The organism is Paraplanobispora siamensis, from assembly GCF_016863175.1.
GTDB lineage: Bacteria > Actinomycetota > Actinomycetes > Streptosporangiales > Streptosporangiaceae > Planobispora > Planobispora siamensis.
Genome location: NZ_BOOJ01000052.1, coordinates 130,150 through 145,224, shown reverse-complemented (window position 1 = coordinate 145,224; position 15,075 = coordinate 130,150). Strand labels below are relative to the sequence as shown.

At 70.8% G+C, this 15,075-nt stretch carries 12 protein-coding genes; 2 read left to right on the top strand and 10 right to left on the bottom strand.

Annotated features, from left to right (window positions below; all coding sequences use genetic code 11):
• Positions 1-189 precede the first annotated feature (189 nt).
• Complete coding sequence (locus Psi01_RS30370; protein ID WP_204067549.1) at positions 190-1,479, bottom strand: hypothetical protein; 1,290 nt, start codon at positions 1,477-1,479, stop codon at positions 190-192.
• Between the two features lie 536 nt (positions 1,480-2,015).
• Between Psi01_RS30370 and Psi01_RS30365 the strand changes: the two genes are divergently transcribed.
• Entirely contained in the window at positions 2,016-2,522 is a 507-nt protein-coding gene (locus Psi01_RS30365) for a hypothetical protein (protein ID WP_204067548.1), read from the top strand.
• 3 nt (positions 2,523-2,525) lie between these two features.
• On the opposite strand, the gene Psi01_RS30360 is transcribed toward Psi01_RS30365, so the two are convergent.
• The gene (locus Psi01_RS30360) at positions 2,526-3,839 is read right to left on the bottom strand and encodes a recombinase RecT (RefSeq protein ID WP_204067547.1); all 1,314 of its coding nucleotides are present in this window, start codon (positions 3,837-3,839) and stop codon (positions 2,526-2,528) included.
• Between the two features lie 294 nt (positions 3,840-4,133).
• Here Psi01_RS30360 and Psi01_RS30355 point away from each other — a divergent pair, with 294 nt between their 5' ends.
• The gene (locus tag Psi01_RS30355) at positions 4,134-4,550 is read left to right on the top strand and encodes a hypothetical protein (protein ID WP_204067546.1); all 417 of its coding nucleotides are present in this window, start codon (positions 4,134-4,136) and stop codon (positions 4,548-4,550) included.
• A gap of 264 nt (positions 4,551-4,814) precedes the next feature.
• On the opposite strand, the gene Psi01_RS30350 is transcribed toward Psi01_RS30355, so the two are convergent.
• The 8 genes from Psi01_RS30350 to Psi01_RS44210 all read right to left on the bottom strand — a co-directional run bounded on the left by Psi01_RS30350 (position 4,815) and on the right by Psi01_RS44210 (position 14,983).
• Complete coding sequence (locus Psi01_RS30350; RefSeq protein WP_204067545.1) at positions 4,815-5,087, bottom strand: hypothetical protein; 273 nt, start codon at positions 5,085-5,087, stop codon at positions 4,815-4,817.
• Positions 5,084-5,443, bottom strand: a complete 360-nt coding sequence (locus tag Psi01_RS30345; RefSeq protein WP_204067544.1) for a hypothetical protein — start codon at positions 5,441-5,443, stop codon at positions 5,084-5,086. The genes Psi01_RS30350 and Psi01_RS30345 overlap by 4 nt, the downstream gene beginning before the upstream one ends.
• Positions 5,424-5,846, bottom strand: coding sequence for a hypothetical protein (locus Psi01_RS30340; protein ID WP_204067543.1), 423 nt, complete (start codon positions 5,844-5,846; stop codon positions 5,424-5,426). The genes Psi01_RS30345 and Psi01_RS30340 overlap by 20 nt, the downstream gene beginning before the upstream one ends.
• A gap of 64 nt (positions 5,847-5,910) precedes the next feature.
• On the bottom strand, positions 5,911-6,417 hold the full coding sequence (locus Psi01_RS30335; protein ID WP_204067542.1) for a hypothetical protein: 507 nt from the start codon (positions 6,415-6,417) through the stop codon (positions 5,911-5,913).
• A gap of 14 nt (positions 6,418-6,431) precedes the next feature.
• A complete protein-coding gene (locus Psi01_RS30330; protein WP_204067541.1) occupies positions 6,432-7,553 on the bottom strand; it encodes a hypothetical protein in 1,122 nt (373 codons plus the stop codon).
• A complete protein-coding gene (locus tag Psi01_RS30325) occupies positions 7,553-8,674 on the bottom strand; it encodes a hypothetical protein (RefSeq protein ID WP_204067540.1) in 1,122 nt (373 codons plus the stop codon). Before Psi01_RS30325 ends, Psi01_RS30330 begins: the two co-directional genes overlap by 1 nt.
• A gap of 13 nt (positions 8,675-8,687) precedes the next feature.
• A complete protein-coding gene (locus Psi01_RS30320) occupies positions 8,688-9,557 on the bottom strand; it encodes a phage distal tail protein (RefSeq protein ID WP_204067539.1) in 870 nt (289 codons plus the stop codon).
• Positions 9,554-14,983, bottom strand: coding sequence for an NlpC/P60 family protein (locus Psi01_RS44210; RefSeq protein WP_275424612.1), 5,430 nt, complete (start codon positions 14,981-14,983; stop codon positions 9,554-9,556). The genes Psi01_RS30320 and Psi01_RS44210 overlap by 4 nt, the downstream gene beginning before the upstream one ends.
• Positions 14,984-15,075: the final 92 nt, after the last annotated feature.

Genomic DNA, 15,075 nt, shown 5'->3' with positions numbered 1-15,075 from the left:
CCGTCGATGCGCACCTCTTCGAAGTGCGTCAGGTGGGCGGCCCACACCTCCGGCAGCAGCGGCTGCCCGGCCTCCGGGAGTGGCTGCATGCGGGCGACGGCCAGGCAGGACCGGCCGCCGATGGCGTCGGCGACGGCGTCGATGATCTCTATTTCGGCTGACGTGGTGACCACGGATGATCCTTTCTATTTATGCGGTGATCTGGGCCATGGTGGTGGGGTCGGTGACCCTCTTGACCTCGATCCACGTCTCAGTGCGCTTGGGCATGGGCAGGCTGGCGACCCAGTCGGCGAAGTCGCCGCGGAAGGACGGGTCCCAGCTCAGGTACTCATCGCGCAGGTCGGCGACGGCCTGCCAGTAGCGCTTGTAGTCGTTGACCTGCCGGGTTTTCTCCACAATCCGGTAGTCGCCGAAGCGGCCCTGCTTTTCGCCGCGCAGGGCGCCCTTCAGCATGGAGATCGCGGCCTTGTATTCGCGTTCGGCTTCGTTTTCGTCGTCCTTCCAGCCGCGGGCCACTTCGGCGGCCCAAGCGACCAGGTCGGGGTCGGCGTCGATGCCGAAGGTGGTCAGGAACTCGGGGGAGACCCCGGCGGCGCGGGCGGCGGTGACGCTCCAGCAGTCGTCGTAGAACTCACAGAATTCGGTGCAGATGGGGTCGGTAGTGCCGCGGCCGTCGCGCGGCAGGTCCAGCCCCAGGTCCAGCGCGACGTTCAGGGCGATGAGCGATCCGACGGCCGATCGGGCGAAGGCGTCGCAGTAGGGCCGCTCATAGGTGCGCTCATCGCCGGTGGCGCGGTTGATGTAGGTCAGACGCATGACCTGCACCGGGTGACCGGCGTCGGCCAGGCCGTAGCCGTAGACGGCGACCTGCTTCCAGTAGCCCTCATCGGGGCCGGTCTCACTCAACCGTTCCCAGCCGCGCGGGCCCTTGGTCTTGATGTCGTCGACCAGCGCCAGCACCGGGTCGTAGCGGTCGATACGGCCGGGCCGGTCCAGACCGGGCACCCGCACCGGCATCTCCACCTTCTGCCAGGGGTACAGCGCCCGGCGGGCGGTGGCGGCGACCTCATGGATGATGTCGCCCAGCAGGGCGGCGGAGGTGCTGACGGGGCGGGCCAGCTGCGGGTGCAGCTCCCGGTACCAGATGCGCTTGCGGCAGGTGGTGACGTCGGAGGGGCCCACGCCCCAGCCGCCGGCGGCCGGGACGGGCCGCGGGTAGGTGGCGGTGTGCCAGCGGTCGATGTCGTCCATGACGGAGGAGCCGTAGGCGGTCATCGCCTCCTGTGCCAGGACGTAGGCGCCGTCGGCGCGCCAGGCGCGGCAGCCGCACCCGGTGCGGCACTTGCCGGAGAACGCCCGGCCGCCGTGGTGGTGGCGGCCGTGGCCGCAGCAGCAGGGGTCTTCGCGCGGGCCGATCGGCAGCCCGGCGACGATGATGCGGCGGGCTGCGGCGATGGTGGCATGGGTGGGGACGCTCACGCGGCCCCCCTGACGTGGGACATGGGGCACCCTCTCCTGACGATCCGCCCCCGCCGGGTCGCTCTCCCGGCAGGAGTGGATACGGTGCGTCATGGGCGCCGACGGTATCGGCGCCCAGCGGGTAAGGTCCCGCCCTACTCCGATAGGACAGGTACTTAGCGCTTGGATGTCATGGTATCCCGAGGATGGGGGCACTCGACAAGGGTTACGGGCGAGGCTGCGATTTTCCCCTCAGGCAACACCGGCCTTGGCGATCCGATGGCGCACTGGTGACACAAAGAGTTACGTTGCATGCACTATCGGATGCCGGTTGTTTGCGAGAGGAAAGATGACCCGTCCCTCTGCGGTCCTTTTCTGCTCCCGCGCCGGTTACGCCGGATGTCATACCGGACAACAGCGCCCGGACAGGCACGATGCCCACCCCGCTTCTCCCTCCAAAATCGTGGTGGTAGCCGATGAATCCAGAACTCCCAGCGGCAGAGGATCCCGACGAACGCCGCCTGACTATGATCTACAGCGGAGGTAAAGTCGATAGTGTGGCTGCGGACACAAGGAGCGAAGAGCTACTGAAGCGCCGTACGGAGACAGCGCACGCCATCGCCGCTGAAGACATCCGCGCCTACACGGCCACGGTCGCCGCCCGCGCCCTGGATCCCGACCTGGACGTCACGGAGATGATCGACGCGGCGCGGGAGATGGCCGCCCGCGACAGGCGTTTCCGCGTGCTGACCGTCCTGCGCGCCCGCATCTGCACTGGCGCCTCCTGGGACCAGATCGGCGCCCTGCTGACCATCGACGCCGACACCGCGAAGGCGCTGTACGCCGACGCTGAGCAGCGCTGGCGCGACGGCGATCCGGCCCCCTGGGCACCCCCGGCAGAAGACCCGGCCGGCACGCATCCACGCCGCCCGGTCGCCGCCCCGATCCACCTGCCGCCGGAGACCCTTAACGATCTGGTGGAGCGGCTGGACGTGGAGCGGCTGGCCGATCTGGCGGTGCAGGTGCTGACCCGCGCCCGCCGCGACCCCGACGTCCCTCCGTAGCCTTCAGTCGCCGTCCTGGCCGTCGGCGTGACCGAACAGCACCGCCACCGGCGCGGTCGCCCCGGCCGGGAACCCCGCGTACGCCGCGGCTTCACCATGGCGCCCCAGCTCCCGCAGCCGCACGGCGACCACGGCCCGCAGCGGACCCAGCACATCCACGATGAAGTCGGTCGGCACGTCCTCCAGCACCGCGCCCGCCTGCCCGTAGCGGCGCACGATCGGCACGCAGACGTCCCGGCCGATGATCGTTGATACTTCGGTCAGTTCCGCCAGTGCCCACGCCCGCCGCTGGGCGGGCGTGGGCGGCGGAACATGCACGGCCTCAGCGTGCGCGCCCACGGTGTGAATCACGATGTGCCGCACGGGCAGCCGCAGCGCCGCTGCGGGCGCACGCCCGCCATCGTGCACGCCGTCGCGCACGCCCGCGGCTGGGTCGACCAGCACATTCACGGGCCGCGGGGTCGTGCGCACGGGGGAGGCCGGGCCGCCCACGCCGTGCGCACCGGCGTGCTGGGCGGCGGCCAGCGCGGCGGCCCGCGCCTGGATGACCTGCGTGGCCGCCTCATCGCGCACGCGTGCGTCCTGGGCGTGCAACTCCTCATCGATGAACACGTTGCCGCACTGGGCCGGGAAGGCCAGGCGCAGGATGTTCGCCCGGGAGCACTTAGCCAGCATGTAGATGCCCTTGCCGCCGGACCAGCCCGGCTCCAGCTCCACCAGCGGCACCCCGTCGGCGCCGATCACCTTGCGCCGGTCCTCACCGTGGCCTTCGTAGACCAGTTGGTAGGGCGCGAACGTCTGCCAGGCCACCTCCGCGGTCATCTCCCGTTCGGTGCCCTTGCCGTCGTAGTAGCAGATCGTGGTGCGGGCCGCGGCCGGGTGCGTATCCGGCCAGACCCAGGTCGACACCCACACCCGTTCCCGCTTGCCGGTGACGGGGTTGAGGTGCCACCAGGCCGGGGTGTCGTCGGCGGAGGTGAAGACGGTCTCCCCCCAGCGAATGAACCGGCCCGTGCGCTGCGCCAGCTCCGTCAGGCCGTGGATGCCGGTCTGGATGACGTAGCGGGCGTGTTCACCCTCCCCCCGCCGATACAGGTGGATCTTTCGGGACCACGGCGACAGGTTCAGCTCAATGCACAGCTGAAGGAAGACGTTGATGTGCGGCCAGGACGCCGGCTCAGCGCGCGGGTCGAAGTTGGAGATCGCCCGGAACGCCTGAGCTTGCAGCGGGGTCAGCCTGCTCTGGCCCGGCTGGATGGTCAGCGGCCCGACCAGCTGCGGCACGGGGACGGCAGCATCATCGATCACCACGGTCATGATTGATCGCCTCCTGATGGCACGGCCGGGTCGCTCTCCCGGCCATCATGGAATGCGCAGCTACTTAGCGTCGCACCCACAGTCACGGTACCGCGCACGGGCCGGGGAGGCGAGGGTGGGGCGATCTATGCTGAAGGGGCGCCGGGCGTGAGCGACGTCCGGCCACCAGGACTTCAGGAGGCCTCCATGTCTGTACGCCCCCACCCGGCTGATGCCCCCGGCCAGCCGGCCACACCGGATCGTTCATCGGCCCTGACCGCTGTCGAACAGAGGGAAGTGACGCTGCTGGCCGCCATGAGCGATGAAGACTTCGTCGACGCCGTCGCTCACTACGCCGCCAGCCCCGACCCCTCTGGCCGGCGGGTCTTTCGCAGCCCGCAACTGCTGGAGCGCACCTACGACGCGCTGGCGCTGCTGATCGACCGGGCCGGCCACCGCATGCGCTCCGCCCAGACCCACCGGGCCCGGGAGCGGGCCACTGCTGATGTTCAGCGCTACCGGGAGCACCGCGCGGAGCTGAGTCCCTTCATCAGCGCGGCCCGCGCCGCCGCCGCCGATGGCACCGTGCGCCGCCAGGCCGAACGCATCTTGGCCCAGGTGCGCTACCCGGACACGAAGTTCCTGATGGGCTGTCTGGAGCGGGGGATGAGCGGCCCCGAAGCCGCCGCGGCGCTGCGCGAGAAGATCAAGGGGGAGCGGGCCCAGACATGATGCTGGCCACCCCTAACCCGGCGTCCATGACCTCGCCGTGGTGTCCTCTTACTGCTCGTGGTACGGAGTCATCGGGAGCGAATCCTCGTCCGCCCGTAACTGCATCTGTCGCTGCCCGCACGCGGGCGGCCAGGCCTTCGGAGAGGTCATACCTGGTTTCGTCAGATGCAGCCGCAGGCCCGAAGGCCAAACGCGCAGCAAGGGGGTGGCCTTGCGCTCTCATGGTAGGGCACACTCCTCGCCAACCCAACCCTTGGCGTGGATCTAGATGCTGGATCCGGGCGGCGGAATGTACGGTTTCGTCCTCAGCGCCTCAGGGTCACTCCGCCAGGTGTGCTTGGCGAAGAACCCGGCCGCCAGCGCGCACAGCCCCGGCACCGCAACATAGATCAGCGTCACGATCGGCTCCGGCACCGCGCCGTGCAGCACCGTGGTCTCCAGCAACCACACCAGCGCGCCGGCCACAGCCGCGGCCGTGCTGGAGGCCGTGACCTTCCGCTCAATCGGCGCCCTTGCGCCGGCGGTCGCTTCGCTCATGACAACTCCCCTTCGCGGTCACTCTTCAGCCGGGCGATCTCCGCCCGGGCGATCACCAGATCGGCGCGCAGCCGCGACACCTCTTCCCCCAGGTGCTGGATCTGCCGGCGCAGGTCAGCCTGTTCGGCGGCGTTGCGCTTGGAGGTCTCCTCCGCCGCGACCTTGGCGTCCTGCAACTCCGTGCGCAGCATCGTGACGACCGTGTCGGCCGCGCCGACGGCGACGCTGTCGGTCTGGCGGTCCAGTTGGCGCAGCTCTGAGCGGCGCCGGCTCCAAGCCAGCGCGCCCTGCACGATGCCGCCCCCGACGGCGACCTGGGCGATGGCGATCAAGATCTCAGACAGTTCCATCGCCACCGGCCCCAGCAACCCACCGCGCCTGCCGCATGATCAGCCGGACCTTCAGCAGGCAGCCCACGGCCAGGGCCGCGGAGATAGTGCCGGCGGCCAGGCCGTGCACCTGGAGACCGGTGGTGACGGTGAGGCTGTAGAAGCTGTAGCCACCGAACATCACCCATAGGCCGGGGATCTCCATCGTGGTGCGGTGCCGGTACAGGCCGATCAGCTTCAATGCGCCGCCGACGGCGAAAGCGACTCCCCACAGGTGGGCGACGACGTCGGCGCTGTTGGCCAGGGAGTTGGCCATGCCCCGGCTGACGTCATCGCCCAGCACGGCGCCCAGGATGCCCAAGACGATGGCGGCGACCGCCGCCATCGTGCCGAACGGGTTGGCGTACAACCGATCGCGCCAGAGCGTCATGATCTCTCCAATGCGGTGATCTGCTCCCCCAGCCTGCGCATTCGGGCCCGTTACCGTCGCGCCCTTACCGTTGCCAGGCCCGCAGCACCCGCACCGTGGTGGCATCGCCTCCCGACACCCGCCGGGCCTGGATGTACACCCGGTGGGCCTCTCCCATGGGCCAGGCGTCCGGCAGGGACAACTGCACCCGGATGTCGCGCTCAACGCCGCCGGCCGGGGTGTCGATCGCGGCCCCGGTGATACTCAGGTCCGGCACGGTGATGCGGGCCTCCATCACGCTGGCAGCCCCGGTGCCCATCGCCAGGTCGACATACAGCGTGTGCCCGGACCGGTACACCGTGGTCACCAGCGTGTTGGTCATGGCGGCGGCCGTGCACGGCTCCCCGCGCGCCGGGTCGGCGGAGGTGAAGGTCACATCTTCGCGCCGTACCCGGGCGGCCTGGGCGCCGACCTGCTGGCGGATGTCGGTGACCGCCCGCACCACGTCCGGGGTGGTGGTCACCACCCGGGATCCGGGGTGACGGGAGGGTTGCGGGGTGACCGGGATGATCCGGCGCTGCCCACGGGCCATGCTCACCTCTCCTTTCAGGCGGCGGCGAAGTCGGCGCAGGTGAACGTCAGCCGTTCCGCGCCTTGCACGCCGGGCGCGACTGCGCAGCCGGTGATGCGCAGGTAGTTCAGGTAGCCGGGTGCGCCGGTGGTCGGGTTGGGCGGGTGGCGCCAGTCCGACAACCGCACCAGCACCTCATCGCCCATGCCGAAGTCGCCGATGTCGACACCGGCGCCGGCGACCAGCGTGAACTGGGCGACGACGCGCGGGGCGGAACGGAAGTCCTGTAGAGCATCGGCGTGGGTCTGCAACGTGGAGCCGTTGACGACGCCGTCGAACGATTCACTGTTTTCCATCACCGGGTAGCCGTCGGCGATCAGGTCGGGCCGCTCCGATCGCGCGGTGAGCTGCACCCCTTCGTCGGTCTCACTGTTGGCCCAGGTACGCGTCGACATCGGTACACCGGCATCACCCCAGGTGTAGCTGTCGATGTTGCCGCCGGATCCGGAAAAGCGGTCAAACTCAAAGACCAGGCCGGAATCTTTGCCGGTACGGCCCAGACGGGGGTAGCCAAGGACCAGCAGCTCATGGGGCAGGCCGCCGACCCATCCGACCTGGGTGGAAAAGTCAAACCCGTCGATCACCTCTGACAGCTGGGTCAGCGCGGTCAAGACGGGCGATTGGTCGTATTGGCTGTAGGAGCGATCCCGCAGCCGGCCCGACAGCACCGACGGATCGACGGCGATCCACATGTCGCCACCGGGTTCGGCTTGCGCCGTGGTGAGGAAGGAGCGGGCGATGGTCAGCTGGTCGACGCCGGAGAAGACCACCGACGGCATGGTGCGGCGCGCGAAGTATCCCAGCGACTCCTCCGCGCTGACGGTCAGCTTCCCGGTGGAGGAGTCGTAGGAGGGTTCCTGGTGGATCCAGCCGCCCCACACCAGACCGCCGTCCCGCTCCGCGAAGATCTTCGTCCGGTACGGCTGGACAGCCTCCAGTACGCGTGCGGCCGGCAGCTCATCGGCATACAGCGGGATCTGCCCGGTGAAGGTGCCCACGCCGCGCAGCTCCCACGAAAACGACACCTCATCCATGGGCAGCGCGTCGATCAGCCGGCGCGTGGAGAAGTCGTAGAACAAGTAGCGGTAGGTGGCCATCACTGCACCGGCTGGGCCAGCAGGTAGGAGTCGGAGATGGCGTGGGTGGCGGGCGCGCCGGAGGAGATGCGCGCCTGAAGCGTGAACGTGGTGCTGCCGGGGGTCAGGCCGGTGTACAGCTTCGTGCGCGACGCACTGCGGATGGGCGCGTTGGCGCCGCCGGCGTTGTCCAGGTTGCCCGACACGCACGCGCTGTTGCCCAGCGTTGGGGTGCTGCTGTTGGTGCCGGTCACGTTGACGCCCAGACGCACCGATGCCTGGTCGGAGGCGCTGTTGTAGCCGGTGAACCCCCAGGTGACCAGGACGTTTCCGGAGGCCGGGACCACGACGGACACCGACGGGGCGCCGGTGTAGGCGACGAAGCTGCCGACGGTGGAGATCGTGCGGGTGTTGCCTTCGTCGTGGGCGTAGGCCGGGGCGTAGACATCCAGGGCGGCGGCCACGTCCGCAGCCGTCTGGTAGCCCGCATCCACCCAGCCCTTCCAGGCGCTGCCATCGAACCACACCGGCCGGTTGAGATCGGTCTGGTAGGCGGCCATGCCTTCGTAGGGGTTGGCGGGCATTGCGCTGGACAGGACCGGGATGGTGCCGCCCAGCGCGGTGGTGTAGACCCGCAGGTCCGTGATGGCGGCGTTGGTGATGGTCGTGGCACCGGCCGACACCAGCACGCTGGCCAGCGCGACGGCGCCAGCCGGGGTGGCCGGGGTGACCGGGGAGCCAGCCGGGGTGCCGGTGACCGCCTCCAGTCGCCATTCGTTGGTCGCGCCGGAGACCTCCGCATCGTAGATGCGGGCCACGATCAGGTCGCGGCGGCCCAGCGTGGCGTGGGCCGCGGCGATGGCCACGTCGTAGCTGGCGTCGTTGTTGACGATGTAGACGCCGCCGGTGGCCGACTGGGCCTGGACGTAGCCGACCCCGGCGCCGACCGTGACGAACATCGCCGGCGTGCTGCGCTGCGTCACCTGCAAGCCGGTGTTGCTGGGCGTGGGGCGCACACCTGAACGGATGGCCAGGGCACCGGAGCCGTGCGCGGGCATCAGCAGGCCGGCCTGCGACAACCGGTCAAGGCGGGCGGAGTAGGTGCCGGCCTGGAGGTAGGTGGGCGGGTTGATCGGAGCCATGGTGTCCCCCGGGTCAGGTCCACGCCGATGCGGCGGTGACGGTCATGAGCGGTTCGGTGGGTGGCAGGGCGACGCCGCGGAAGGCGAACTCATTCAGGCCCGGGGTGGCCATGAACCAGGCGCTGCCGGCGCTGATGGTGTAGGCGCGGTTGGAGGTGCCGTTCAGCAGCGCGGTCTGGCGCAGCAGGTCGACCACCAGCACGTCGCCGACGTCCAACGTCAGGTCGAAGGTGAGATTGCGGCCGGTCTGCACGTGCTCCACCCGCGGGGTCTGCACGGGGCCGTTGAACGTGATCGTTGCGGGGGTTTCGTCGAAGTCGCCTTCGTTGAGGAAGAACACGCTGCCGGTGCCGCCTTCGACGACGCCGCCGTACAGCACCGGGTAGGTCTTGGGGTAGGTGCGGCCGGTGGTCGTGGCGGCGGGCAGAGCGGTGGAGACGGTGGTGGTGGTCGGGTCGTAGCGACGCGGGTCCCCGGCCGTGATCGTCATGCCCCAGGAGAAGATGTGGGCGCTGACGTCGGTCAGCTCCACCCGGTCCGACATGCGCACCTGCGCGGTGCGGGTGCGGTGCGCTTCGGCCACCAGCAGCTGGATCGGGACGCGGGGCTTGAGGGCGGCCTTGATGCGGTCCTTGGCCTCCAGCATGCTGATCCGGTCGGGGGCCTGGGCCTTGCCCGTCAGGTTGATCACCCGGGCGGCGTAGAAGCCCGGTCCGGTCCAGGCGCCGTCGCCAGCCGTTTTCTCCTCAATCGTCGCCTTGACCGGCGGGCTGGAACTCCAACCGTCTTCGACTTCGACGACCCACTCCACGCCGAAGTCGTCGACGACGTTGCCCTGCCAGGTGCCCAGCGTGTAGACGGGGGAATCGATGGGGGTGCTCATCCCAGCATCGCCCCCAGACGGCGGGCCGCGATGGCGCCGATCTCCTCTTCGGACTGGTGCGGTTGCGGGAACACGTTGACGACCCCCTGACGGGCGGCGGCGGTGGCGGCGTGGGTGTAGGCGCGGGCGACCTGGGCGCGGGCACGGCTGACCACGTCGACGCCGCGGTTGAGGTCGTGCACGGTGCGCACCCCGCCCAGCAGGTCGATGGCGCGGGGGTTGAGGATCCACTCCAGATCCCCGGTCCGGTTGTCGATCAGGTTTTTGCCGGGGTAGACCGGGCCGCCGCCATCGCGCAGGAACGACTGCGGCACCCGGCCCCACCACGCCGGCCGGACGTCGGTTTCGCGCACGTGGGCGCCGGTGAAGGGCGCTTCGATCACCCTGCCGCGGCCGGCGTACATGAAGGTGTGGTCCGGGTTGGGCTGGCCGATGTCGCCTTCGCGGGGCTGGCCGGAGACCGGCGTCAGCCACGGCCGCTGGCTGTAGGTGGTGCGCGGCATGACCTTGCCCACGGCCCGGTACCAGCCGTACTGCATGAGGCTGGAGCAGTCGAAGCCGCGGATCCCGGCGCCCTGGGCAAAGCCGAAACTGGGTCCACCCGGGCCGCCGCCGCCCCAGGAGTACGGGGTGCCGATCACACCGCGGACGGCCCGTACGGCGCGGCGGCCGGGCCCGCCCAGCTTCGATTCCTGGTCGTCGGCCCAGTTCAGCACCCACGGGATGACCTTGGCCGGGACGCCGGCGACGATGCTGCCCCACGGGGTGGCGCCCAGGCTGCGCTGCGCCCAACCGATCAGCGGCTTCAACACGGTGGAGGCCGCGGCCCGCACCCCGGAGGAGAAGAAGTCCTTGGCCTGGTTGAAGAAGCCGCCCAGGGTGTCCAGGATGCCGCCGCCTGCATACCCCGGCACGCCGGCGGGGTCACCGACGCCGATCAGCCAGCGGGTGGCCGCGCCGATGCCGCTGCGGGCGATGCGGTTGCCGGTGTCGATCCACCGCTTGCCCAGCGCCCGGGTGAGTTCGGGGCGCAGGATGGCTTCGCCGCCGGACAGGTTGAGGGCGCCGCCGGTGGGGGAGACGAACCGGTGCACGTCCCGGCCGGGGGTGTAGCCGGGCAGGATGCCGCCGCGGGCGAAGTTCAGGTTGAGCCGTCCCAGGACCTGCGCGCCCGGGATCTTCGTGGCAATCGCATTCCAGACTGCGACGATGCCGCGGTCGTAGATGTCGTCGGAGACCTTCTCCACCGGGCCGCCGACCTTGGCCGGCAGCCGCCCCCAGGTGAGGCCGATGGCGTTGGTAGCGGTGGAGAAGAACCCCTTGACGCGATCCAAGATCGTGTCGACCTTGCCCGGGACCGGCCCCAGGTGGGTGGTGACGCCGGCAGCCACCGCCTTCCATCCGGCCTGGGCCTGGCCGGCGGTGTCGTTGGTCTTCAGCAGCCCGAACCGGGTCTTGATCTTGTCTAGGAGGGTGTCGACCCGGGGCGGGACCGGCCCCAGGTGGGTAGTGACGCCGGCAGCCACCGCCTTCCACCCGGCCTGGGCCTGGCCGGGGGCATCCTTCCGCAACCCGGCGAACCGGCCGCGGACCTTGTCCAAGATGGTGCCGACGCCGCCGACGATCGGTCCCAGCACCGGCACGCTGCCCGCCGCGGCCTTCAGCGCCGCATCGGTCAGCGCGGGCGCCTTGGCCCGCATCTCCGTGAACTTGCCGACGGCCTGGCTGACGATGCCGCCCACGCCGGAGGCCAGCGGGCCCAGCCCGGGAACGGCGTTCAGTACCGCATCGAAACCGGTGCGCACCGACTTCGGTGCGCCGCGGTTCAGGCCGTCGAACTCGCCTTGGGTGCGGTTGACGATGTCGCTGACGCCAGCCACCAGCGGCCCCAGGAACGGCACGTTGCGCGCCGCCTGGGTGAAGCCGGTGCGCACCGTGGCCGGCGCGGTCTTGCTGAGGCTGGCGAAGTGGCCGCCGGCGCGGGTGAGCAGTCCCTGCACCAGGCCGGGCACGCCGCCCAGGCCGCGGGTGCCGGAGGCGTCACGCAGGATGGTCGCCCAGCTGCCGGACAGCGCCTGCGGAACCTTCTTGCCGAAGTCGGCGAAGAACTTCCCGGCGGTGTTGAGTTCCTTTTTGATCAGCTCCGGGAAGGCGACCGCCTTGGCGATGCTGCCGACCCCGCCGAAGTAGTTGCCGAACGTCTCCAGGCCCATGTTGACCGGGTGGTGCGGGCCCAGCCCGGAGCCCTTCATCAGCCCCTGTAGACCGCCAATGCCGCCGCCCAGCAGGGCGCCGGGCAGGCCCAGCAGGGAGCCCAGCCCGCCGTAGGAGACGGCGCCGGAGAAGCCCTCTCCCAGAGCGCCGCGCAGCCCCTTCTGGCCGCCGGAGATGACGTTGGCGATCTCATCGGAGAACAGCAGCGCCAGCAGGCCCACACCGGCGGCGCCGCCCTTGGCCAGGGTCTTGCCCTTGCCGCCCTTGCCGGCCTTACCGCCCCCCAGCAGCGGCAGCGCGCCCGCTCCGGCCGCGGCCACCCGCTCCCAGGCCCTGGCCAGACCGCGGCTTTTCTTGGCGTTGACGGCGGCCTTGTCGCCGACGTCGTCGAAGGCCTTGCCCAGCCTGTTGGCCCGCCCGGAAGTGGTGCGGGCCTTCTTGCCGATGTCGTCGACCGCCCGGGACTTGTCGCGGTCCTTGGGCAGCTCCCGGTCGATGGCGTCGCTCAGCCCGTCGACGTCGTCAGCCAGATCCCGGATCCGGGAGCGACCGCCGCCTCCGCGGCCGGTCATCAGGCCGAACAGCTTCGACAGGCCGCTGAAGCGGGCCACCTTGCCCAGGTTGGAGGCGATGCCGCCAATGGCGCGGGCCACCAGGCCCAGCGCCAGGCCCGCGCCGGCCAGCACCAGCAACGTCGTCAGGACGGTGCCGCCACCGGGCAGTTCGGTGATCTTCTCCAGCACGTCCAAGATGGCGTTCAGGACACCGAAGAACCCGGCCAGGCTGTCGCCACCGGTCAGTTCCGCCAGGCGGCCGATCAGCCGGAAGATGCGGCCCAGGACGGAGGCGAACTCCCCCATCACCGGAAGTGCTTCTTCGAAGAACTTCCGCAGCCGTTCCTGGTTTTGCGGATCTTCGGTCCATTCGCGGAACTTCTCCGCGCCGGCGGCGATGGAGTCCAGCAGGGTGGAGCCGGACGGCGCCGCGGCCTTGGCGATGTTGCGGATGCCGCGCACGACGTCGGAGATGGTGCCGACGATCTTCTTGGCGACGTCGCGGACCCGCCGCAGCGAATCGGCCAGCTCACCCGTCTTGCGGCGGGCTTTCAGGGATTCGCGCCAGCCTTCGGCCAGCGTCTTGATCCACTTGGCGAACGGCTCCAGCAGGATCGGCCCGGCGACGACCGCCAGTTCCTTCAGCGCGTCGACCAGCGCGATACCGGCGTCCCCGAAGTCGCTCAGCGCCCGGGTGTTCGACCGCATGATCTTTGCGACGTCGTTGCGGAACGCCGGAGTGCGTACCAGTTCGGCGAAGTCCTCCGCCAGACGGCCGATGACCTTGGCGGTGCCGACCAGGCCGGTCTGGATGGTGTCCAGCAGCGGCATGCCGCGGGTGATGGCCCGCTGGAGCGGCGGCAGCAGCGCTGCCTGTACCGCATCGCGCAGCCGGCGAAAGCGCGGCGTCAAGACGCTGTGCACGAACCGGGCGAACCTGCGACCGGCAGGGCCCAGCTTGTCCATCTCGATGCCGACGTTGCGGACCGCCGCCGACTGGGCCTGCGCCGCCTGCGTGCCAGCCGACATCGCCTCCACGATCGCCCGGCGGGCATCGGCGACATCACGGGCGCCGTCACGCTGGGCGGCGCGCAGCGCCCGCTGGGCGTCGGCGACCTCACGCATTCCGTCGCGCTGGGCGCGCACCAGGTCGGCCTGCGCGTCGGCGACATCGCGGGCGCCGTCACGCTGGACGCGCGCCAGTTCGGCGATGGCATCGGCCTCATCGCGGGCGGCCTGGGCACGGGCATCACGCAGGTCGCGTTCGGCTTCGGCCTGGGCTTCGGCTGCCGCCGCCACCCGGTCGCGGGCCTCCACGACCTCCTGGGAGCCTTCGACGCCGGTGCGGTCGGCTTCGGCCTGTTCGGCCGCAAGGTCCGCCTGGTGTTCGCGGATCTTGTCCAGGGCCAGCACGGCCTTGTCGTAGTCGACCTGCGCCTGGCGCCTGTCCAGGTCGGAGTGACCTTCGGCGTACGGGCTGGTGATCGCTTCCAGGCGGCGCCGGGCATGCTCCAGCGCCACGACCGCGTCCTGCTCATCCAGGGCGGCATCGCGGATGGCCAAGCTCAGGTCTTCGAAGCGTTCGGCCGCTGCGGCGCCGGCCCGGTTCAACTCCTGCTGGGCGCGGGCGGTGGCGGCGTGGGTGGCCGCCAGGCGCCGCTCCGCCTCCTGGACGCGGCGGGCCCCCTCCACCCGGGCATCGGTCAGCCGGACCTCGGCGGCCAGCGCGCGTTCGGCCGCCGATTCGGCGGCGCGTTCGACCGCCTGGCGGGCGGAGGCGACCCGCTCAGCGGCCGATTCCTGGGCCCGGGCCAGGCTGCGGCGGGCATCGGCAATGCGTTCGGCGACCGCCTCTTCGGTGCGGGCCAGGCGTTCGCGGGCGGCCCGCACCTGGTCGGCGGCGGCCGACTGGCGGGAGGCGCCCGTGGTGGCCGACTGGCCGGCCTGCTCCTGGGCGCGGCCCAGCGCCTTGACCGCATCGCCGATGCCGGAAAAACCCAGGAACAGGGTGCCGATGCCCTGGGCGGCAGCGCCGACCAGGCCGGGTACGGCGGCCAGCACGCCGACGGCCTGGGAGCCGGCCGCGGCCACCGAAAACAGGCTGGCGGCCAGGTTGGTGGCGGCGCCGGCGGCCACCGCGATTCCGGAGGCGATGGCCGGAAACCGCGACAGGATGACCAGGGCGCGGCCCAGCGCTGAGAGCGCCTGGCTGCCCGACACCTGCACCGGGATGGTCACCGCGCGGCCGGACTGGCTGCGGCGGAATGCCTCCACCTGCGCAGTGGCGGCCGTGGTGTCGGCGTCGACACCGACGTTGACCTTCTGGTCGCGGGTGACCTCACGGATGCGGCGCCGGGTGGCGGCGTCGTCGACCTCCAGCACCACCCGCGCCCGCACATCCCGGGCGGCCTGGGCCAGCTTGGTGGCGATCTCTCGCCGGGCCTGGGCGCGGTCGACCTCAATCTTCGCGGTGATCTTCGCGCGTTGGGCGGCGGCCTTGGCCTGCGTCGCCACCCGTGCCGCATCCAGTTCCACCTGGATCTTGGCCTTGGTGCCGGCGAGTTCGGTCTCCAGGCGCTCCTTGGCGCGTCGGCGCAGGCCGGTGGTGTCGATCTCCACCGTGGCATACAGCCGACCGGCCGATGCGTCCTCGCTCACCCACGCCCCTCACGCGCGCACCGCACCGCGGCACGGTGCGGCGGCTACCTCGTGGGGGTGGGCATCCGGGGTTGAACCTAGGGATCGGCGGG

Bases quoted from the DNA above. Each gene is read 5' to 3' on its own strand.
- Psi01_RS30360 (WP_204067547.1), bottom strand. From the start codon at position 3,839: ATGACCGTGGTGATCGATGATGCTGCCGTCCCCGTGCCGCAGCTGGTC.
- Psi01_RS30355 (WP_204067546.1), top strand. From the start codon at position 4,134: ATGAGCGATGAAGACTTCGTCGACGCCGTCGCTCACTACGCCGCCAGC.
- Psi01_RS30350 (WP_204067545.1), bottom strand. From the start codon at position 5,087: ATGAGCGAAGCGACCGCCGGCGCAAGGGCGCCGATTGAGCGGAAGGTC.
- Psi01_RS30340 (WP_204067543.1), bottom strand. From the start codon at position 5,846: ATGACGCTCTGGCGCGATCGGTTGTACGCCAACCCGTTCGGCACGATG.
- Psi01_RS30335 (WP_204067542.1), bottom strand. From the start codon at position 6,417: ATGGCCCGTGGGCAGCGCCGGATCATCCCGGTCACCCCGCAACCCTCC.
- Psi01_RS30330 (WP_204067541.1), bottom strand. From the start codon at position 7,553: ATGGCCACCTACCGCTACTTGTTCTACGACTTCTCCACGCGCCGGCTG.
- Psi01_RS30325 (WP_204067540.1), bottom strand. From the start codon at position 8,674: ATGGCTCCGATCAACCCGCCCACCTACCTCCAGGCCGGCACCTACTCC.
- Psi01_RS30320 (WP_204067539.1), bottom strand. From the start codon at position 9,557: ATGAGCACCCCCATCGATTCCCCCGTCTACACGCTGGGCACCTGGCAG.